Genomic DNA, 21,191 nt, shown 5'->3' on the forward strand with positions numbered 1-21,191 from the left:
CCTAGGGATCATTCCGCATGGAATGGGCACTTTTGGAGGCCAAAAATGAGCCCTAACCTCCGTCCCTAGGGCTCAAAAACACTCACAACACCCTAAACTTCTTCAATAGCCTCACGATTGCTGCGCCCTTAGGGAAGCGTCTAATGTCTTCCTCTGAAGCGCCGCCTGACTTGATGAGCACCACAAAGTAGCATGGAATTGCGGCGGCGACGGCAAACATAGTTGCAAAGAGGTTCACGAAGTACCAGCTAGGCACAAAGAGGCCAAACAAAAGCTCAAAGAGCTTGAATACTCCGAAGGCTACGCCGCCCATAACTGCGGCGGAAATTGATGGAAGAAGGTATGCCTTCCTAAAGTCATTGCGGGCATGAATATGCTTCTTCATGACAATATTGTTGAGAACGCACATCATAAGTGAATAAACAATAGTCACGATACAAAGTGCAATATCATTCAAATTTGTATATAAGAGAAGTGGCACCAGGATCACGCCCTGGGCAACAAGTGAGATTGCTGCGTTGATAACAGGTGCAATGAGCTTGCCAATTCCCTGAAGAACTGCATTTGTGACAGTAGAAATTGAATAAAAGATAACTGTTACAGACAGCACCATAAGGAGCATTGAAGCCTCTCCTATTGAAGATCTTTGTGGGAACAGAATTGTAACTACAGGTCTAGCAAGGGCAAAGAGTCCAACAGCGCATGGTACTGAGATCATATAGATCACACGAAGCACCCTTGAGACAATGTCTCTAACTTCTGCCTTATCCCCTTTAGAAAATGCCGCTGATAATTCTGGCATCATAGCAGAAGCTGCAGCACTGGCAAAGGCTATAGGAATATTTGTAATGAGCATGGACTTTCTAATGAAGATTCCATACATAGTTGCAACCTGCTGCTCATCAATATTTCTCACATGCATAAGGATTCTGTTAAAGAAAACATTATTCAGATATGAAGAAAGATTGTATATTGCAGTACTGATGATGAAAGGTGTCACGATCATGAGTATCATTCTGAATATCTCAGAAGTTGGCATGTCTTCATGAGAATCCGCATTTACTCTCTTGTGGATACCTTTTCTATTTACAGAGTACACAAAGTACATGAACAAAAGAGCTATGACAACGCCTGATCCTGTACCGATGGCGCTACCTATTGCACCGTAAACAGCCCTTTTAGTAGCATCTTCGTTACCTGCAATATTAGTGAGAATAAGGGCTCCGCCGACACTGACAATGGCATTTAATATCTGCTCAATGAGCTGTGATATTGATGTTGGAACCATGGTCCTGTGAGCCTGGAAATATCCACGAAGTACTCCTAGGAACCCAAATATGAATATTGTTGGGGCAAAAAATCTAAGTACAACCGCAGAATTACCGGTTGCCAGAATGTCTGCTCCAAAGAACAGAATGAGACTTCCGATACCGCCTACAATTGCCACATACACAAGGGCACATTTAAAGATCCTGTGGGCGTTCCTATACTCTTTTACCGCCAGTTTACCTGAAATGATCTTGGACATAGCAGATGGAATGCTATATGCAGATATTAAGAGAATTATGGTGTAAACATTATAAGCAGCTCCATAATAGCCGTTTCCTTCGTCGCCTATTATGGCTGCCAGTGGACTACCATATAACAGGCCGATAACTCTTGAGATAATACCAGCTATCGCAAGAATACCAGCCTGCTTTAATAGATTTTTCTTTGAATTTTCCTGTTGTTCTATATTACTATTCATAAAAAATATTTAAGGTCTCAGCCAATCGTACATCTCCTGGTACTTCTCAGCAGATACCTTCCATGAGAAGTCAACTGCCATGGCACGATCGATCATCTTGTTCCATTCGCGCTTCTGATCATAATACACATGCTCTGCTTCGCGGATAGTACCCAGCATCTCGTGAGCATTGTAGTTAAGGAAGCCAAAACCTGTTCCTGTGCTTTCAAATTTGTTGTAAGGCTCAACGGTATCAATAAGTCCGCCTGTCTGTCTTACAATCGGTATTGTACCATATCTTAACGCCATTAGCTGAGAAAGTCCACAGGGCTCAAAAAGTGATGGCATCAAAAACACGTCAGAAGCCGCATATATCTTGTGTGACATAGGCTCAGAATAATAGATATTTGCAGAGACTTTGTCGTTGTACTTCCAATCAAAGTGTCTAAAAGAGTTCTCGTACTGCTCAGAACCTGTTCCGAGGACTACAAGCTGAATCGCATCCTGGCACAGCTCATCAAGAACGTAGTTGATAAGATCAAAGCCCTTCTGATCTGTAAGTCTTGAGACGATACCGATCATCATGACCTTCTCATCTTCCTTAAGTCCAAGCTCTTTTTGGAGAGCCTTTTTATTCTTAACCTTCTCCTTGCGGAAGTTGATAGCGTTGTAATTATAAGGAATGTACTTGTCAGTTTCAGGATTGAATTCGTCGTAGTCGATACCGTTTACGATACCTCTAAGGTCATTAGCCCTTGCACGAAGGAGTCCGTCAAGCTCTTCGCCATAGAATTCAGTCTTGATTTCCTCAGCATAGGCCTTACTAACTGTAGTGATGGCATCTGAGTAGACAATGCCGCCTTTTAAGAGATTCGCATCCTTGTAAAGACCTAGCTTATCAGGTGTGAAGTAATAATCTGGAAGTCCTGTGATATCCTGAACTGTCTTGATGTCGTATTTTCCTTGGAACTTAAGGTTATGGATTGTCATAACAGCCTTAATTCCTCTGTAGAACTCGCTTCCCTGGAATCTTTCTTTTAAGTAAACTGGCACAAGTCCTGTCTGCCAGTCGTGGCAGTGGATGATGTCAGGTCTAAAGTCAATTACAGGAAGTATAGAAAGAGCTGCCTTAGAAAAGAAGGCAAACTTCTCTATCTCAAAAATAACGTCGTCGCCATAAGGCTTCATTCCGTTAAAAAAGAACTCATTATCAATAAAATAATACTTAATTCCGTCAATCTCTGCTTTGAAGATTCCTACATATTCGTTTTTCCAATGGAAATCCATGTAGAAATTTGAAACATATTCCATTTTGTCTTTCATAGGTTGGCTTATGCACTTATATAGTGGCAATACCACCCTAACATCGAAATATCGTTTATCAATCTCCTTAGGAAGAGAGCCTACTACATCTGCCAGTCCACCCGTCTTTATAAAAGGAACTCCTTCTGATGCCACAAAAAGAATATTCTTCATACCTATATCTCCTACTATATCATTTTAACTTAAGTGACAGTGCATACTGCTCCTGAGATACCTTAACAAGTACGTTCTTGGTATCGGCAGTCTGTCCCAAAAGTCCAAATTCTTTTGAAAAAAGCGCAACGCCGAATTTGAGCTTGCCATGACTCCTTCTGTATACGGCGTTTGTGATCTCTGACATGATGCTTGCCATTACTTTATCCCTAATTCCCCATGAATCAAGAAGTGCAAGGATCTCATCTGTTGTATCGCATCCCATGACAGTTCTAACCTGACTTGAGGTGCCGCCCACTATTGCTGTATGTGCGGAAAAGATCTCTCTTCTTCCGTCAGAAGCATAGGAATTAGTGTTCATAATGCCTGCCGCAAGCTTAACAAGCTTACCTACATTTCCTACAAGGAGCATATTTTCGCCGCCATTTGCAACTATAGCATCAATGGCGTCTCCTGGATAGTTAAAGCATCTAACTGCTGTATTTAAAGATACGTGAAGGCTGTCATTTATCTCTTTTGCACAGTAATTACCTGGAGCTACAAGGAAGTTCTTGACTCCAAGGTTTGCCTGCTTCTTGACCTGCTCTGCAATTGAGCTAGTAATATCTCTTTGGTGGATCCTAAAGATCTTGCCATAATCACCAAGAATTGTAATACCGCCAGTAAACATGGTCTGTCCCATGGTCTGCTTGGCAGCTATCATCATTCCGTCAGGGCAGCTAACTGTGATCTGAAGTAGCTGCGCTCCATCTGAGATCTCGCAGGCTTCACCAACTGCATCAAAAATGAGCTTTCTAGCGTCTTTTTCGATAAGGGGCTCACCTTTTTTGATATCTGCAGTATCCATCTGTGATGTGCCGATTCCCTCGCCGCCGCATAGGAAAAGATTCCCATATCTCATGTCGATATGAGCATTGTCGCTTACGTCATATAAATTTTTGATCCTGGAAACTGTTACGTGAATCTCAGCCTTTTCTCTGATGTCAGGTGCATTGCCACCTTCCATAATGGCATAGTAATGGGCTGAGTCCTCATTACAAGCCGAAGATACCTGATAAACAGAAATAGTCCTGGGACTATTATCTCCATGTTGGATAGAAACATATTCATAATCCGTTTTAAAGAGCAAGCAAACTGCGGCAGCTCTTGCGGCTGCTGCTGCACAATCTCCTGTAGTTAACGGGCTGATAACAAAACTTGGATCCATATATGTTCCTTCTTTAAATGTCTTTATGTGTGTCAATTGAGCATGTTCATCAATATATAGTATTATACAATATTTCGTAAATATAAAAAATAGTAAGTTAAAATTGACTAAATACCGTATATTGGTTATTTATTATTTCGACTTAATTTATGCTTTATTTAGAAAACGTCCATATTTTGTCCAAATTTAGAATATATTATATCATTATCAGAAGTATAAAACTTCTGACTCCCCCAACAAAACTTTTTTCATACCGGGTCGATCGGCTCCCCACCGATCGACCCCTCCTCCCAAAAAAAGTACCACCTCTTTCGAGGTGGTTTTTTTATGAGTGTTTGATCTTAAATTTTATGCAGAAATTGCTGTGAGCTCTTCTGTCTTTACTTCTTCAGAATCTGTAGCGATCATGTCTGTCTTTCTAACAGCTCTGATACCAAAGCTTCCTACATAACTGATTCCTTTTAATAAACTTCTGATGGTCTTGATCGACTTCTCGATCTCATCTGCGTTTGTAACAATTATCGTAGGAACGCCGCTCCCTGCCATCTCTACTCTATATCCAGCATCTTTAAGAGCTTTCATAGCCTTAATCTTGTCTGTTGTTGTGATCTCTTCAAGTTCTTTCTCTACTTTTGCCATTTTTATATACCTTTCTGAATCCCATCGACAAATAGTACCAGTCAGTAATATATCATAACTGTTTATAAAAATCAAATAAAATTTATAGATTTTTAATAATTAGTTATCCATTTGTCGTATATGCCTTAATGAAGAAATCCTTGTCAGACTGCGCTTCCATGGCATTCCCATCATCGGAAATGTAATAACTCTGCCCACTTGCAGTGTAATAATTGTGGAAGTTACCTGTTAGATTATTCCATTCGTCATAGTTAGCCTGTGAGACTGTATCCCCTGCCTCTTCCATAACAAGGCGACCGCTAGTTGCAGGTTTTATCAGTATAAAGAACTTATCTCCTGCCTCAAGGCTAATGCTCCTTGAAAGGTCAAAGGTGTGATACCCGCCGCCTATAGCTGAGACCTTCTGTGTATAGAAAGGCTCTCCCAGGTCAGAAAAGCTTAGCTTGTCGTCATCCATAACTGGATTTAAATAAATCTCTACTTCGTATTGCTGGTAAGAATCTATTGCCATAAGTCCAAAGGCTTTTAGACTCTCGTTTCCCTTTGCTTCATATATTACTCCGTAAGGGTTCTTGGAGCTTGAATAAATAACTACATAGTTTTCAGCATCATCAAGAGTGCTAGACACATTAGTAATAAAGCCTGCCACCTGATAGTTATTGTCATACCAGCCCTTTGCACCAGGCCTTACTGCTGAATAAGCCGCTGCATTACTGATACCTGCGGTCTCGTCGTAATAAGACAGATAAAAATATCCGTCTTTTCCCGAAACCTCTCCCCAACTATTCTTGCAGATCCAGGCTCCGTCAGCCTTGGGTCTATGGCTAAAGTTAGAAGCACTATATTCATCATCCCAGCCAACTATTAAAACCTCGTGATTGGCTGTTGGCGGAGTCTTGCCATCAAAGTATGAATAAAGGCTTCCCTTATTCTTGGACCAGAACTTGCTGTCTGCGTTTACACCAATAGATGCTGCGCCGTGCTCCATGACCATCTGCTTTACAAGGCTTATATTTTCTTCAGATGCGCATACTTCTATGACATCCTGAATGTGATACTCGCTATTATAGGCATTTGAAGGAAGTGAAGTGTTGTTCTTGAACAAATACTCTGAACCGTAAATTGCCTGAAATGCGTCATTATCGGCTTCTGTAACGGGACCCTTCCAGGCTGTCAAAAGGCTGATGCAAAAATCATTGACGCCACCAACTGCCACGTAGTTGGTGTCATAGTCAAAGATCCAGGCTCCTTCTACATTGTCAGCATTAACTAGTTCTCTATAATCATCCTTGATACCGTTATTTACTGTATCTTCCTGCTTATGAACATTGTAATAGGCAAGGTGCTTCTCCGATAGATCAAGGTCTTTATAGGAAATATCTGCGTAGTGCTTCAAGATATCTGATTCTATGGCACCAATTGCGGCATAGGACCAGCAAAGATATGTATAGCCCTGATCTTCTACTTCTGTAACGTAGCATTTGCCTTCGTAGTTTCTGGAATCGTACTGAGCCGGAAGATCAGTATCTGAAAAGCTTGATACATCTGATGGAATCACATCCTTAAAGTCTTCGTTGGCGTAAAAGCCCACGTTGTCGCCGTCAAATATTGTAACAGCCTCAGGAATCACTATCCTTCTAACTGTTTCAACATTTTCTGAGATTGGATTATTGGCTTCTCCTATAATGGAGCCTTCAAGAAGTGGCGCAGATTTACCCTCAGATGAATAGATAGGGCTATTGGAGGGATCGGCAAAGTTCTCGCTTCCATCAACTGCTAGAAGATCGTCGTCAGATAGATTCTGCCCGCTTTCATCTCTTCTTGAGGGATTACCTGTCTGAACGGAATTATGATTCGTAAAGATAATAGCCACAATAAGCGCTAATGCAATTGCCCCCGCCAGTACTAAGACTAGCACCAATCTCTTTTTCTTCACTTTTTGCCCTCTTTTACATGAATCGTGTTAAAAGAACCAAATATTGACTGCGATATGTCTTTTGCAAAAGCCTCATAATCTATGTAGTGATAGCCACTCTTCCAGCCGTCGATAACCCGTAGCATAGGATAGAGCTTGTCTCCAACTCGCCAGATGCTATAGCCTACAACCACGATGGTGTGGTCCTTATAAAAGCCTCTTGCTATATTCATGATAACAGGCCTTCCATGGGATATCTCGTCTACCACCTGCTTTTCAAAGCTCCAAACGTACACGCCCTTGCATCTGACCTTGGCGCCGTACTCTCCAAAGGCTTCCCTAGCTATACCTGAGATAAAAAATGGAACGGTGCCTCTTTTGTCTGTGTAGCCGTAGCACTCTGCGATCTCTTCTACTACCTTGTAGGTTTCCTGTATATTTTCTGGAACGCCTGTGACCGCTCCAGTTCTTCGATAAAAATCAAGTACTCTCGTAACTGCCACAACTGAGCAGTTTCTGGTGCGTCTGCCGCTTATGGTCTCCATAGACTGGCTGTTCATGACGATTGGCCTTCCTCTTTTGACCATTACTGGCTTATCACCATATTTTTCCAAAAGATACTTGGATATATTACTTATTCCACCGTATGCTTGCTTTTTCATAAACTTCTTTCTTGCTCTTTAAGTTAAGTCTTGCGGGGTGATCTTCATCGTAGCTGTCCTTGACCTTCCCCTCAGCCTCTGTAATAAGCTTATCACAGAATTCAAGGAGCGTGTCAGTTATATCTTCATCTGTCCCCATTCCAGTATAAATTATCTCAGGGGCAAACCCAAGACCTGCCGTTGTATACCAGTTTCCATCGAACTTATTAGGATTGGCCTCTATGTCCGTAACAGGCGAATTTATCTTATTTGTCAAAAGAGCTATGACAAGCCTTTCCTCTGGATCTACCATGAGAAGCGTTCCTGTCCAGCCCTGATGTCCAAAGGTATTACTGCTACAAAGGCTTCCAAAGTACTTTGCTCTTTTCTGGCTTCCCTGCTTCCACCAGCCAAGGCCCCAGGTATTATCGCCGCTATACTCTGATGACAAAAAGGTATCGATTGCTTCCTTTGTAAAATAGGTCTTGCCGGCGTAACTTCCATCTATCATGAGATTTCCAAGTTTGGCTAGGTCCGTAGCGCTTGCAAAAATACCTGCATGTCCAGAAACGCCGCCCATACAGTAGTAGGCTGTCTCGTCGTGAACTTCGCCCCATATAGTATATTTGCGGATTCCTTCAAAATTAACGTATCCATCTCTGGTATTGCCGTTTAATTCAGTTGCAGCGCAGTCTTCCTGTGTGAAGCCGTTCTGGAGCGGATTGTAGGTTACTCTCGTAAGTCCCAATGGCCCTGCAAATTCATCCTTAAGGTACTGATCAAGACTCTTTCCACTTACCTTTTCAACGATCACACCTAGGATCATGTAGTCTACATCTGAGTAAACGGTCTTGGTTCCTGGCTCGTACATGAGAGGCGTCTTATTTATGGCTTTGATAGTAGCTTCTTTGGCCGCCTCATCCCCAGCATATGATGAAAAGAGCTCATTTTCCATCTCAGGATTGTATTCCTGCTTGGTCTGGTCAACGTAAGGGTTAAAGTACTTGGGAGAAGCTGGAAAGCCTCCTCTATGAAGAAGGAGCTGTTTTATAGTAAGATTCTTTTTCCAAGTCTTGATGGTCTCTAGGTCCTTTGCTTCGCCTCCCTCGTATGCTATGAAGATAGTATCATCGACGAACTCATCCCCAAGATAGTCAGTTACCTTGTCATCTAGGCTGATCTTTCCTTCTGAAAAGAGCTTTTGAAGTGGGTAATTTACGCCTATCATCTTGGAAATGGAGGCTAGGTCATACATGGTATCGCTAGTTACCATGTCTCCACCTGTTAAGCGCTGGCCATTTTGATCATAGCTATTTAAAAGTCCAAAGCTATCCTCAAATACAAGCTCTCCGTCCTTCATAACTGCTATCTGAGTGCTGGTAAAGCCGTTTTCAATGTCAGAATTTATGATATCTTCTATGAGTTCCAAGGATTCTTTTCGTATTCCAGCTTCCTCATATTTAGATTCATATAAAGATATCTTATCTACTTTTTCCTGTTTTTCTTCCTTGTTACTTTGCTTAGTACTATCATCGATAGAAGCTTCTATCTTAGGAGAAACCTCAATATCTTCATATAAAATTTCACTTTCCTCAGCGTTATTTTTACATGAAACAAGATTTAATATTGTTAATAAACTCAGTAACAGAGCCAAACTTTTTCTTTTCAATGTTACACCCCAATTGTTAAGTCTCTATTCATTTTATCATCTATTAGTACTAACTTCTCAATCATAATTTTTGTTATATTTGTCAAAATTATATTATAATTGTGATTTTTCTGCGAACTTTGTGTTTTTTGTTTGTATTGTATGTATAATTTAATTAATTCTAAAAGTCACATTACTAAAGGAGTAGTTGGGTAAAGCGATGACTAAAAGCCTAAAAATGTTCAAAAGCAAATTTAGACCTAGCCATGAATTAGCAAGGCACAGCGACCTTGACCCATTAACTGGTCTTCTATCTAGAGATCAGTTCTTTAGTGCAGCAGATGATTATGACAGGCTCCACCCCGAAGAGGGCGTTGATGCCATCGTTCTTAATTACAACAAATTCCACCTTATAAATGAATTATATGGTCGAAATTTTGGCGACAGAGTTCTGTGCGCCATTGCAGACTGCGTCCAGAAGGCGGCTAATGAACATGAGGGAATAGCCTGCCGCTATGACGCAGATATTTTTTATATGTACATAAGACATCAGGAGAGCTACTCATTTCTTACAGACCAGGTCTGTGACGTACTTCAGTCGCTGATGAATACTCCTGATATCCGCATCAGGATTGGTATCTATCCTGATCTAAAAAGGGTGGCTACTATCCGTCAGCGCTTTGACAGAGCTATTCAGGCCTGCAACTCAGCTAGCAAGAACAAGCACTCTGCTACTTACGCTATCTATGATGACAATATGCATCGCAAGGAGCTCTACGAAGCTATGCTCCTTGACAGTATCAACGATGCTTTGAATGAGAATCAGTTCAAGCTGGTATTCCAGCCAAAATATGATATACAGTGCGACAAACCTACAATGTCTAGTGCTGAGGTCCTTATCAGATGGGATCATCCTGAGTTTGGCGAGGTTAAGCCAGATTTCTTTATCCCATTATTTGAGCAGAACGGCCTTATCAGACAGCTTGACCGCTACGTTTGGCATGAAGCTGCCAAGCAGATGCACAAATGGAGACAGACCTACGGTGTTAATATTCCATTTTCTGTGAATGTGTCCAGGATCGATATTTTTGACAATGACCTTATTGATTACCTTAAGAAGACTGTAAGCGAGTACCACATTGATCCCAAGGATCTTCATCTTGAGATTACAGAGACCGCCTATACTGAGAATGTTGAGCAGATCGTCAAGGTGGTAAAAGAGCTGCAGGATGCCGGATTTAAGGTTGAAATGGATGACTTTGGTAAGGGCTATTCTTCTTTTAACATGCTCACCACTCTTCCACTTAATGCTCTTAAGCTGGACATTGGCTTTATCAAGGGAATTGCAGAAAACAACAAGGAAATGAATCTTCTTGAGTGCATTCTGGAAATAGCCAAACTTCTTAATCTTACTGTTATTGCTGAAGGCGTTGAGAATTCCAAGCAGTATCTTCTTTTAAAGAATGCAGGTTGCGATGCTATTCAGGGCTATTATTTTTCAAAACCGCTTAGTACTAAGGACTTTGAATCGCTCCTTAAGTACTCATGTTAATCAGATACTGCGTAGTCTATTGAAATGTAGTTGTCATACTCTGGATAAAGCTCTTTTACCCTCTTAGAAACTTCATCCCTAAGGGCTTTCTTCTGAGGTGCGTCGTAGTCAATGACTATATCAAACTTAAGGAGCTTTTTCTCATCATCCTTGAAAAAACCGTGCATCTGAAGAATATACTGATACTCTCCGATGATCTCTACGATCTTCTTTTTCATTTCTGTAGCTTCGCTATCATTGATGTTAGCTGAATATATGCTGATACCAGTGATGGTAACGCCTGTATCCATGAAGACTTTGTCAACTACCTTTCTTTCAAGTGAGTCAAGCTCTAATGCTGTGAGAGTCTGTGGCACCTGAATATGAACTGAGCCTATAAGAGTCTCTTTGCCATAGTTATGAACTACAAGGTCGTAAGCTCCCTCTATCTCTGGAAAAGATGTGATGGACTTCTTGATAGCCTTGGAAATATCTGAAGGTATTCTCTCTCCAAGGGTTGCACTTACTGTCTCATGAAGGCTCTCAAAGCCTGTCTTGATGATGAGTATTGAAATAAGGATACCTACAAAGGCTTCAATGCTGACTCCTGTTAAGATGAAGATAATGGCTGCAAGGAGTGTTGATGATGAAATAAGTGAATCGTTAAGGGCGTCCTTACCTGAAGCTATAAGTGAATCTGAGTCTAGCTTCTCACCATTTTTCTTGGTATATAGTCCAAGGAATACCTTAACAAAGATAGCTACTGTGATGATAATAAGTGAAACTGCACCGTACTCAGGTGTTACGGGCCTTAGGATCTTCTGAACTGATTCTATAAATGAAGTGATACCTGCGTACAGGATGATGAAACCTATCACCATGGCTGACAGATACTCGATCCTTCCATATCCGAAGGGATGCTTCTTGTCAGGCTCTTTGTCTGCGAGCTTGGTTCCGACGATGGTGATGATCGATGATAAGGCATCGCTTAAATTGTTGACTGCATCCAGTGTGATAGCTACTGAACTTGTCAAAACGCCTACAAAAGCTTTAAATCCAGCTAAAAAAATATTTGCTATGATGCCTACGATACTTGTTTTTACTATCTGTTTTGTTCTGTCCATTTTTTACCTCGATTCCTTCGCAAATTCACTTATATCATACCATAAATTGCTTGCAAATAATCTAGCAAGCAAAGATAATAACCTTATGAAGACAAAAAATCTAACTCCAAGACAAGCAGGCGATATCATGGGCGTTTCACCGGCTACAGTCCTTAACTGGATCAAGCTAGGAAGGCTATCGGCCACAAAGTCCAATGGTCGCTACTATATAGATGAAACCTCTTTTAACAGCTTCTCAGGGGACCTGGCTGGATCTGGTCTACTTCAGAGTCGCCGCAACAAGAGTCTCCACAATTCTAACTATGTTCCAAATGTCTACATTGATCCAAAGTCAGTTAATCTCAAAACCGTCAAGGCGCTTATAGAGCATCTTTCAGGCAAGGGCTTCGATCTTTATTCAGTTCTGACCTTGTATTCTAATGCTCTTTTGAATAAGGCTCTAACTAATAAGACGGTGGTAAAAGAGCTATCTCTAGAAGCCAATAAAGCCCTTGACAGCGAGCTTTTGGATCTATTTCCACTTAAATATATTAAGGGCGAAGATACTCTGGGACTTTTGTACCTATCCCTTAGAAGGCTTTCTGATAAAAAGAAAAGCGGCTCCTACTACACCCCTTTCTTTGCGGTAGATACGCTGGTTGGCTCTATAGATATTGCAGGCAGATCGGTATTTGACCCGGCCTGCGGAACTGGCAATTTCCTATTAAGACTTCCTGATGATCATCCTTTATCAGCGGTTTACGGCTCTGACATCGACGAGATCGCAGTTAGATTAACAAGGATCAATCTTGCCATGAAATACGGCGTTAAGGACCTAGATACCCTTGATATCATCAAAAAGAACATCGTAGTTAGGGACTTTATCTTTTCTGATAATGCGCCTTCCTGCGATATACTTCTTGGTAACCCGCCTTGGGGCTATGGCTATAGCTCTGATGAATCTGGAAGGTTAAAAGAGCTGTATTTATCAGCCCAAACAAGCGGCAAGCCTGAGTCTTTTTCTTTATTTATCGAGAAGGCTCTTAAGGTGGTATCAAAGTCTGGAAGCATCTCTTTTGTCCTTCCAGAGACCTTGTTAGATGCGGACTTCCATGAGGATATCAGAACAGTTATCCTTGGTAAATCTCATGTTCAGAATATCCACTATCTTAATGAGATATTTGAAAAGGTTCAGTGTCCATGCATTATCCTGACGCTGTCCAGGACTTCAAGCAAAAAGATTAGTACGCATGATATAGATGTTTACAAGTATCAAAAGAAAAGAGCTAGTCTTTTTCTTGTGGACTCCTACTCTGTTCCTTCAGATAGGATTGGTAAGCAGAGCTTCCATATACTTGCAAACAATGAGGAATACGAGGTTCTAAAAAAGATCAGAAGTGCTCAGCACTTTACCTTAAAGGATAAGGCGGACTTTGCTCTTGGTATAGTTACAGGCTCTAATAAAGCTTTTTTAACTGATACAGAAAAAACAGGCTATGAGGGCATCCTTAAGGGCAAAGATATCCATAAATACTATGCTGACGAGCCGGGTAGCTATATTTCTTTTACCCCAGACAAATTCCAGCAGGTAGCGCCAGTAAAATACTACCGTGCCAAGGAAAAACTCATCTATAAATTTATTGCAAATGAGCCGGTATTTGCCTATGATAATAAGTGCACGTTAACTTTAAACAGTGCAAATATTGTCATCCCAAAAGTACCTGATTATAGCGCTCTTTATATTATGGCAATCCTCAATTCGCCTGTTATGAGCTTTTATTACAGGCATACGTATAAGAGCGTAAAGGTCCTTAGATCTGCTATTGAAGACCTTCCTATTGCTTGCTGCGACCATGAGACCGAGACTAAAATCTCAGAGCTAGCAAGGGAGATTGTTTTAGATACTGCACAAAATAGCGCAAAAGTTAAACTTCTTAACAGCAGGATCCTTGAGTTATATGGTATTTCTGCCAATGAACTTGAGAATACTTGATAAAAATTGGTTATTTATTTGGTTTACTTTTGCGGTTTAAAGTGCTATAGTATGACAATGTAAATTTATATCTGGAGGAAAATGAAATGTCATTCGAATACATTCAAAAGCTTCCAACTCCTGAAGAGATAAGAGATGAGTTCCCTCTTACTAAGGAGCTGGCTAAAATAAAGGCGCAGCGCGATAAAGAGATCTCTGACGTATTTACAGGTAAGAGCGACAAGTTCCTTGTAATTGTTGGCCCTTGTTCAGCAGACAATGAAGAAGCTGTTTGTGACTACGTTAGCAGACTTGGTAAGTTAAACGACAAGGTTAAGGACAAGCTTATCCTTATTCCTAGAATCTATACCAACAAGCCTCGTACAACTGGTGAAGGATACAAGGGAATCACTTCTCAGCCTGATCCAGAGGGCAAGACAGATTTCCATGCTGGTCTTGTTGCAATGAGACATATGCAGATCAAGGCTATTGAGGAATCAGGCCTTACAGCAGCTGATGAGATGCTCTACCCTGAGAACTGGGGTTATGTAGCTGATATCCTCTCCTACGTGGCAATCGGTGCCAGATCTGTAGAGGATCAGGAACATCGAATGACAGCTAGTGGTTTTGACGTACCAGCTGGTATGAAGAATCCTACAAGCGGCACATTTAGTGTAATGCTCAATTCAGTATATGCTGCTCAGCAGTCACACTCTTTTGTTTACAGAGGCTACGAAGTTAAGACCAATGGTAATCCTCTTGCACACTGCGTACTTAGAGGTTCTAGCAACAAGCATGGTCAGTCAATTCCTAATTACCACTACGAGGATCTTAATCTTCTCCTTAAGCTCTATGAACAGAGAGAGATCATCAATCCTGCTGCTATCATTGATGCTAACCACAACAACTCAAACAAGCAGTACAAGGAGCAGGTGAGAATCGTAAAAGAGGTTCTTCACTCCAGAAACCTCAACAATGATATCAAGAATCTTGTTAAGGGTGTTATGATCGAGAGCTACATCGAGGAAGGCAATCAGAAGATTGGCGAGGGAATCTATGGTAAGTCCATCACAGATCCATGTCTTGGTTGGAACGATACAGAAAGACTTCTCCTTGAAATGGCAGATCTTGCCTGATAGTTTAATACAAAAATTATGGCCGGTTCTTGGTGAACCGGCCTATTATTATGCCTAAAATTCTTAATTCATTTCTTTTAACATCTTATCTACTGCTACAAGTCTTACACAAACTGTGAAGATGTCCATTGCAAGCTTGAGATCAGTTACTGAAGGGAATGTAGGAGCAATACGGATATTGCTGTCGTGAGGGTCCTTACCATATGGGTAAGTTGCTCCTGCTCCTGTCATTGTAACGCCTGCTTTCTTGGCTCTGTCTACGATGGCCTTAGCGCATCCTTCTGGAGCATCAAAGCTGATGAAGTATCCTCCCTTTGGATTGGTCCAGCTTCCGATTCCGCATGGCTTTAAGTCTCTCTCAAGAGCATTTAAAACTGCCTCAAACTTAGGTCTGATGATAGCCGCATGCTTTCTCATGTGCTCCTTCATGCCGTTAAGATCGCCAAAGAAGCGAACGTGCCTTAGCTGATTAACCTTATCGTGACCGATTGTCTGATAGCTTAGCTGAGTCTTGATCTCTTCAAGGTTATTAAGTGATGTAGCAATGGCTGCTATTCCACTTCCTGGGAAGGTGATCTTGGATGTTGATGAGAACTTATATACAAGATCAGGGCTTCCTGCCTTCTTGCACTCCTCCAAGATCTCGATGAGATAATCCTGATCATCATCATAGAGGTGGTGAATACCATATGCGTTATCCCAGAAGATACGGAAGTCTCTAGCTGCTGGGCGGAGACGTGCAAAACGTCTAACTGTTTCGTCTGAATATGAATATCCCTGAGGGTTTGAATACTTAGGAACGCACCAGATACCTTTGATGGACTCATCACTTGCTACGAGTCTTTCTACTTCATCCATGTCTGGTCCTGTAGGTGTCATCTGTACTGGGATCATCTCAATTCCAAAGTACTCTGTGATCGCAAAATGTCTGTCATATCCAGGTACAGGACAAAGGAACTTAACCTTGTCGAGCTTGCACCATGGTGTATTGCCCATAACACCGTGTGTATATGCTCTTGAAACTGTATCGTACATGACATTCAAAGAAGAATTGCCATAGATGATGATATTCTCTGGCTTGTTCTCCATCATTGCTCCAATGAGAACCTTTGCCTCTCTGATTCCGTCAAGAACGCCATAGTTACGGCAATCTGTGCCATCCTCACATGAAAGATCAGCATCTGAGCTAAGTGTATCCATCATTCCCATTGACAGATCGAGCTGCTCTCTACAAGGCTTTCCTCTTGCCATATTAAGTGACAATTCCATTTCCTGGTACTTTTTGTACTCAGCCTTGAGTTTCACAAGCTCCTTTCCAAGCTCTTCCTTGTTCATCTCAGCATACTTTTTTGTGACATTTTGAACTTCAGGCATTTCATATCTCCTCTTTAACTCAATTTCTTATACGAGCCCATTCGAATGGGTCATTAGCTTTTTTAGTTTTGGTAACATAACGAGAAATCGTATTGCTGTCTGAATATCCCATCATCTCCTGCACTGCCGCAAGATCTGTACCATTTTCTACCAGATGGGAAGCAAAAGAATGTCTAAGTGTAAATAAAGTTATGTCAGACTTAATGCCTGCTTTATACACATATGACTTTATAAGTTTCCATAGTCCCTGCCTACTAAGGGATGAGCCGTTACAGTTTAAGAATACTGTTTCATCATCCTGAAAATCACCAAGCAGTTCTTTACGTGCATATAATAAATAGTCCTGAAGGGCGTCCTTGGCTTTTTTGCCATAGGGAATGAGCCTTTCCTTATTGATCCCTGTAGCCATTGGTAAGCGCACGCATGCAAGAGCCAGATCAATATTGGACAGTTTGAGGCTTATCATCTCCGTTGCCTTGAGTCCAGTGGCATAGAGAAGCTCAAGTATTGCCTTGTCTCTGATGCCTTTGGCATCTGAACCAAAGTCCTGAGACAATAACTCTTCAATTTCGATTGTTGTGAGAACTCGAGGTGGCAGCTTTTCAACTTTGGGACTCTTAAGCACATCTGATGGATTCTCAGATATATTGCCATTCTCTTCTAGATAACGGAAAAAAGCTTTGATAGAAGTAAAGTGTCTTGTGATGGAGGAGGCAGCGAACTGCTCTTCCTTTAGACTTGCAGCATAATCAGAAAGCTTGTCCTCAGTGATCTGTGTTACATCTAAAACGCCGCGGCTGCTCATGTAATCAGCAAGCCTCTCAAGATCACGTTTGTAGGACAGGCAGGTGTTATGTGACGTTTTCTTCACTTTTTGTAAGTAATCTACAAATTCTGATATCTGCTTTCTCATAACTCACCGTCTCTGATATTTCACATCATTGGATAATTGTATACAAATATGCACTTTAGTTATGATACTACAGAAATCCCTAGCAATCAAGCCATTTTTACAGTTTTTTTGCCTTTAGCTTTTGCAATTAGAATTGGCCAGATCAAAACAAGTGAATAGGCATATCTAAACTCAAGATTTGGTGCTGCTATTAAAAGGGTTCCCATCATGAGAAGTAAAAGCCATGACTCAAGGTGCGAGATTTTTTTTCTGATGCAGATAATAAGCGTAACTACAAGGAACCAGAAGTAAGTTCCTATGCTCCACATCATTCCATAAATCGGAACGAAATCTCCAAGCTTTATCAGTATCTCTTTTGACTTAACTACTATCTTGCCGCCTATCTGTGGCTTCCAGACTAGGTCCATTTCGTTAGTCATGATTCCATCTATATCTCCAACACTATAGGCAAAGTCAGGATAAATGTAGCCACCAAGAAGGTCGTACCAGGCTGCTACATAGTCAGGGAAATACAAAGCTCCAAGCTCTGCCCAGAGTTTAAGATAGTCTCCCTTGTGAGTCTCCAAATACTCTACGTTTCCTGCTCTTACAAGCTCTTTGATATTATCAGCATAATCTGGTGCGTAGAGCTCGTGAATATAGGTTGTATCAATGCAGTTATCTATAAGTTCCTGCTGCTTGGGTGTGAGCTTTCTATCATTAACAAGTACTCTTGCAATCTGGGCTGTTGGAACAGATAAGGACTCCACAAAATCAGGCTTACCTACTCCAAGGCTGTCCATAACTGGGCCTTTTATTGCCGCAACTGTTACAGAGACTACGGTCATAGTTATGATGGCTTTTACGAGATCTTTTCTAAATGTATAGATGAATATTGGTGTCCATAGAATGAAGGCATACCACGCATTTGATCTAAAGAGTGCAAATAATATGCCAAGAACTGCCATTATAACAAAGTCTTTTATTTGTGCTTCAGATTTCTTTTGCATGGTGATCACGTGGCAAACAAGGAGTATTGTGATGGTTGCAAATGGGATGTCCTTCCAGATCGTAACTGCAAATACTGCGTTAAATGGCACAAATGCAAAAAATAAGATGCTGATGACTTCAAGAATAAAGCCTTCTCTATCAAGTAGTTCTCTTACCTTTCTAACGCCGGTAGCAAGGCACGTAGCAAAGAATAGCTCTTGAAATACAGTATAGAAGCTTATGGCTACGCTCCTATCCTCTGTAAAGAGCCTTCCTATACTATGAAAGAGTTTTATCAAAAGAGTATGAGCCACAGGGTGATGATTTGAATAGTCTCTGACTCCTGTGATCTGCTCAAACTGAACGAGGGAATCTGCTGTCATGATGCCAGGAAACTCGTACAGGAAGTATGGAAGCCACCCTATGAGGCAAAGTACAAAGGTAATGATAAACACTTTCTTTGGGCTATCTATGAGCTCATAATAGCGTTCTCTTATCTTTGTGAGCTTAGAGTTTTCTTTGATCTCTCCCAGCTCTTTATCCTTGATAAAAAGAGATATCAGATACTTGTAGATTATAAAAAATAAGCTAAATGCTCCCACAAACAAGATCATTACAGCAAGGAGCTTAAAGACTGCGCTTGTAAAGGCTTCTGTAACTCTTTTCCTAAATACAAAGGTAAATACTCCCGAAAAAATAAGGGATATGATGATCCCGATATTCTTAAGGTTTGAAAGCTTGTAAGTGTAGGAATCAGCTTTTTTACCTAGCAAATAAAGGCATACAAAAAGAACTACCGTTAGAGGATTTCTAACGGTAATTCCTACTAAAAGCTGAATCATCCAACAAGCAAAAAAGGCTAGATACACTACTTCCCCTCACTTATCTATCATTTTTCTTCGTCGATTATCTTATTAAGTTTAGCTGAAACTGAAAGACAATCAAGTGTTGCAAAATAGTCCTTTGGTGTCTCTGCCCTTCTGATAAGTTCAACTGAACCATCTTGCTTTAATAAAAGCTCTGCGCTTTTTAATTTTCCATTGTAATTATAACCCATTGCGTAGCCGTGTGCACCTGTATCATGAATAAAGAGATAATCTCCTTTTTCAATTTCAGGAAGGCTTCTTTCAATGGCGAATTTATCGTTGTTCTCACAAAGAGATCCTGTTACGTCATAAACATGATCAAGTGGCGCATTCTCTTTTCCAAGAACTGTGATGTGGTGGTAAGCGCCGTACATAGCTGGTCTCATGAGGTTAACAGCACAGGCATCAACACCTATGTACTCTTTGTAGATGTGCTTCTCATGGATAGCCTTTGTAACAAGGGCTCCGTAAGGTGCCATCATGAATCTTCCCATCTCAGTGTAGATTGCTACGTCGTCCATTCCTGCTGGCACAAGGATCTTGTCGTACTGCTCGTGAACACCCTTACCGATCTCTGCGATATCATTGCCTGTCTGATCTGGCTTGTAAGGTATTCCTACGCCGCCTGAGAGATTGATGAATGTGATATGAGCACCTGTCTTTTCCTTGAGCTCTACAGCCAGTTCAAAGAGCTGACCAGCAAGCTGTGGGTAGTACTCGTTGGTTACTGTATTACTAGCAAGGAAAGCATGGATTCCAAATCTCTTAGCTCCTTTTTCCTTCAAGATCTTGAAGCCTTCAATGAGCTGATCCTTGGTCATTCCGTACTTGGCATCTCCAGGGTTATCCATGATTCCGTTACTCATCTGGAAAACTCCGCCTGGATTGTATCTGCAAGAAATAGTCTCTGGAATCTTGCCGATTGTCTTCTCTAAAAATTCAATATGTGTGAAATCATCAAGGTTGATGATAGCGTTTATCTTGTCTGCGTAAACATACTCATCAGCTGGAGTGTCATTGGATGAGAACATTATCTCTTCACCACTTGCTCCTACAGCACTACTTAACATGAGCTCTGTCTTGGATGAGCAGTCAAATCCGCATCCAACACTTCTCAAGATATCTAAAAGAACAGGATTAGGATTAGCTTTTACTGCGAAATATTCTTTGAACCCCTTATTCCATGAGAAGGCGTCATGTACTGCCTTGGCATTTTCGATGATTCCCTTTTCATCATAAATGTGGAATGGTGTAGGGTATTTTTTTACGATCTCTTCAATCTGAGCTTTGGTTACAAATGGTTTTTTCATAATATCCTCTATCCTCCAAACTACAATTAAATTGCATTCAAATCACTTTAACATGGTAATGTATAAAAATGCAAGAGAAAAAATTGCTAAATATTTTCAATTTGCCAATCGATTGGCTCAAGGCCGTTCTGTACCAGAAATTCATTGCATTTGCTAAAGTGTTTGCATCCAAAGAAGCCTCTATATGCTGAAAGAGGGCTTGGATGTGGAGCTTCTAGGATCAGATGTTTTGGATTATTAAGCATGACTTTTTTGTTCTGAGCTGGCTTACCCCAAAGCATGTAAACTACAGGTCTATCCTGCTCATTTACAGCTCTTATGATGGCGTCTGTGAACTGCTCCCAGCCTTTTCCCTTATGAGAATTGGCCTGGTGCGCCCTAACTGTTAATACGGTATTTAATAAAAGAACTCCCTGATCCGCCCACTTCTTGAGGTATCCATTATTTGGTATATAAAGCCCAAGGTCGTCATTTAATTCCTTGTAGATATTAACAAGTGATGGTGGTGTATCTGCCTTTTCTGGAAGCACAGAAAAAGACAGTCCGTGAGCCTGACCTGGTTCATGGTATGGGTCCTGTCCTAGGATCAGCACCTTTACATCCTTAAGTGGTGTCAGGTGAAGGGCATTGAAAATGTCCTCTGATGGTGGATAGACCACGTGCTTACTATATTCGTCCTTTACAAAAGTAAAGAGTTTTTTGTAATAGTCTTTGTGGAACTCCTCTTGCAGTGCAGGGAGCCAGTCATTTGAGATCATTGCCATA

The 21,191-nt window shown here is 41.1% G+C and carries 16 protein-coding genes; 3 read left to right on the forward strand and 13 right to left on the reverse strand.

From position 1 onward, the window contains the following. Window positions 1-82: 82 nt before the first annotated feature. From BLS24_RS10630 to pbp4b, 7 genes are all read right to left on the reverse strand, one after another. Window positions 83-1,747, reverse strand: a complete 1,665-nt coding sequence (locus tag BLS24_RS10630; RefSeq protein ID WP_091758869.1) for a putative polysaccharide biosynthesis protein — start codon at window positions 1,745-1,747, stop codon at window positions 83-85. Between the two features lie 9 nt (window positions 1,748-1,756). Beyond that, the gene (gene glgA / locus BLS24_RS10635; protein WP_091758872.1) at window positions 1,757-3,202 is read right to left on the reverse strand and encodes a glycogen synthase GlgA; all 1,446 of its coding nucleotides are present in this window, start codon (window positions 3,200-3,202) and stop codon (window positions 1,757-1,759) included. A 19-nt stretch (window positions 3,203-3,221) separates the two neighbouring features. Next, the gene (gene cbiD, locus BLS24_RS10640; RefSeq protein WP_091758874.1) at window positions 3,222-4,409 is read right to left on the reverse strand and encodes a cobalt-precorrin-5B (C(1))-methyltransferase CbiD; all 1,188 of its coding nucleotides are present in this window, start codon (window positions 4,407-4,409) and stop codon (window positions 3,222-3,224) included. A gap of 348 nt (window positions 4,410-4,757) precedes the next feature. Further along, a complete protein-coding gene (locus BLS24_RS10645; RefSeq protein WP_071175919.1) occupies window positions 4,758-5,048 on the reverse strand; it encodes a hypothetical protein in 291 nt (96 codons plus the stop codon). A 103-nt stretch (window positions 5,049-5,151) separates the two neighbouring features. Beyond that, window positions 5,152-6,984: a C1 family peptidase gene (locus tag BLS24_RS10650; RefSeq protein WP_091758876.1), complete on the reverse strand. Its 1,833-nt coding sequence runs from the start codon at window positions 6,982-6,984 to the stop codon at window positions 5,152-5,154. Further along, window positions 6,981-7,625: a C39 family peptidase gene (locus BLS24_RS10655; RefSeq protein WP_091758878.1), complete on the reverse strand. Its 645-nt coding sequence runs from the start codon at window positions 7,623-7,625 to the stop codon at window positions 6,981-6,983. The genes BLS24_RS10650 and BLS24_RS10655 overlap by 4 nt, the downstream gene beginning before the upstream one ends. Continuing rightward, window positions 7,594-9,273, reverse strand: coding sequence for a penicillin binding protein PBP4B (pbp4b, locus tag BLS24_RS10660; RefSeq protein WP_091758880.1), 1,680 nt, complete (start codon window positions 9,271-9,273; stop codon window positions 7,594-7,596). The genes BLS24_RS10655 and pbp4b overlap by 32 nt, the downstream gene beginning before the upstream one ends. A 217-nt stretch (window positions 9,274-9,490) precedes the next feature. Here pbp4b and BLS24_RS10665 point away from each other — a divergent pair, with 217 nt between their 5' ends. Then, window positions 9,491-10,804: a putative bifunctional diguanylate cyclase/phosphodiesterase gene (locus tag BLS24_RS10665; RefSeq protein WP_176764415.1), complete on the forward strand. Its 1,314-nt coding sequence runs from the start codon at window positions 9,491-9,493 to the stop codon at window positions 10,802-10,804. Here the strand turns inward: BLS24_RS10665 and BLS24_RS10670 are convergent. Beyond that, window positions 10,801-11,907: a cation diffusion facilitator family transporter gene (locus BLS24_RS10670; RefSeq protein WP_091758884.1), complete on the reverse strand. Its 1,107-nt coding sequence runs from the start codon at window positions 11,905-11,907 to the stop codon at window positions 10,801-10,803. The two genes, BLS24_RS10665 and BLS24_RS10670, sit on opposite strands and share 4 nt — an antisense overlap. Window positions 11,908-11,992: 85 nt before the next feature. Here BLS24_RS10670 and BLS24_RS10675 point away from each other — a divergent pair, with 85 nt between their 5' ends. Beyond that, window positions 11,993-13,879 carry a TaqI-like C-terminal specificity domain-containing protein gene (locus tag BLS24_RS10675; protein WP_176764416.1) on the forward strand — a complete coding sequence of 629 codons (1,887 nt, stop codon included), beginning with the start codon at window positions 11,993-11,995 and terminating at the stop codon, window positions 13,877-13,879. Window positions 13,880-13,965: 86 nt separating this feature from the next. Next, window positions 13,966-14,994 carry a 3-deoxy-7-phosphoheptulonate synthase gene (locus BLS24_RS10680; RefSeq protein ID WP_091758888.1) on the forward strand — a complete coding sequence of 343 codons (1,029 nt, stop codon included), beginning with the start codon at window positions 13,966-13,968 and terminating at the stop codon, window positions 14,992-14,994. A 63-nt stretch (window positions 14,995-15,057) separates the two neighbouring features. Here BLS24_RS10680 and BLS24_RS10685 read toward each other — a convergent pair whose 3' ends face one another. From BLS24_RS10685 to BLS24_RS10705, 5 genes are all read right to left on the reverse strand, one after another. Then, complete coding sequence (locus tag BLS24_RS10685) at window positions 15,058-16,368, reverse strand: aspartate aminotransferase type Ic (RefSeq protein WP_091758890.1); 1,311 nt, start codon at window positions 16,366-16,368, stop codon at window positions 15,058-15,060. Between the two features lie 19 nt (window positions 16,369-16,387). After that, window positions 16,388-17,281: a tyrosine-type recombinase/integrase gene (locus tag BLS24_RS10690; protein ID WP_091758892.1), complete on the reverse strand. Its 894-nt coding sequence runs from the start codon at window positions 17,279-17,281 to the stop codon at window positions 16,388-16,390. An 86-nt stretch (window positions 17,282-17,367) separates the two neighbouring features. Further along, window positions 17,368-19,119 carry a DUF6020 family protein gene (locus BLS24_RS10695; RefSeq protein WP_143015167.1) on the reverse strand — a complete coding sequence of 584 codons (1,752 nt, stop codon included), beginning with the start codon at window positions 19,117-19,119 and terminating at the stop codon, window positions 17,368-17,370. 20 nt (window positions 19,120-19,139) lie between these two features. Next, complete coding sequence (locus BLS24_RS10700; protein WP_091758896.1) at window positions 19,140-20,429, reverse strand: diaminopimelate decarboxylase; 1,290 nt, start codon at window positions 20,427-20,429, stop codon at window positions 19,140-19,142. Window positions 20,430-20,512: 83 nt separating this feature from the next. Then, on the reverse strand, window positions 20,513-21,190 hold the full coding sequence (locus BLS24_RS10705) for a uracil-DNA glycosylase (protein ID WP_091758898.1): 678 nt from the start codon (window positions 21,188-21,190) through the stop codon (window positions 20,513-20,515). Between the last annotated feature and the right edge of the window lies 1 nt (window position 21,191).

Origin of the sequence: Butyrivibrio sp. INlla18, assembly GCF_900103635.1 — a bacterium.
In the GTDB taxonomy this organism is placed as follows: domain Bacteria; phylum Bacillota; class Clostridia; order Lachnospirales; family Lachnospiraceae; genus Butyrivibrio.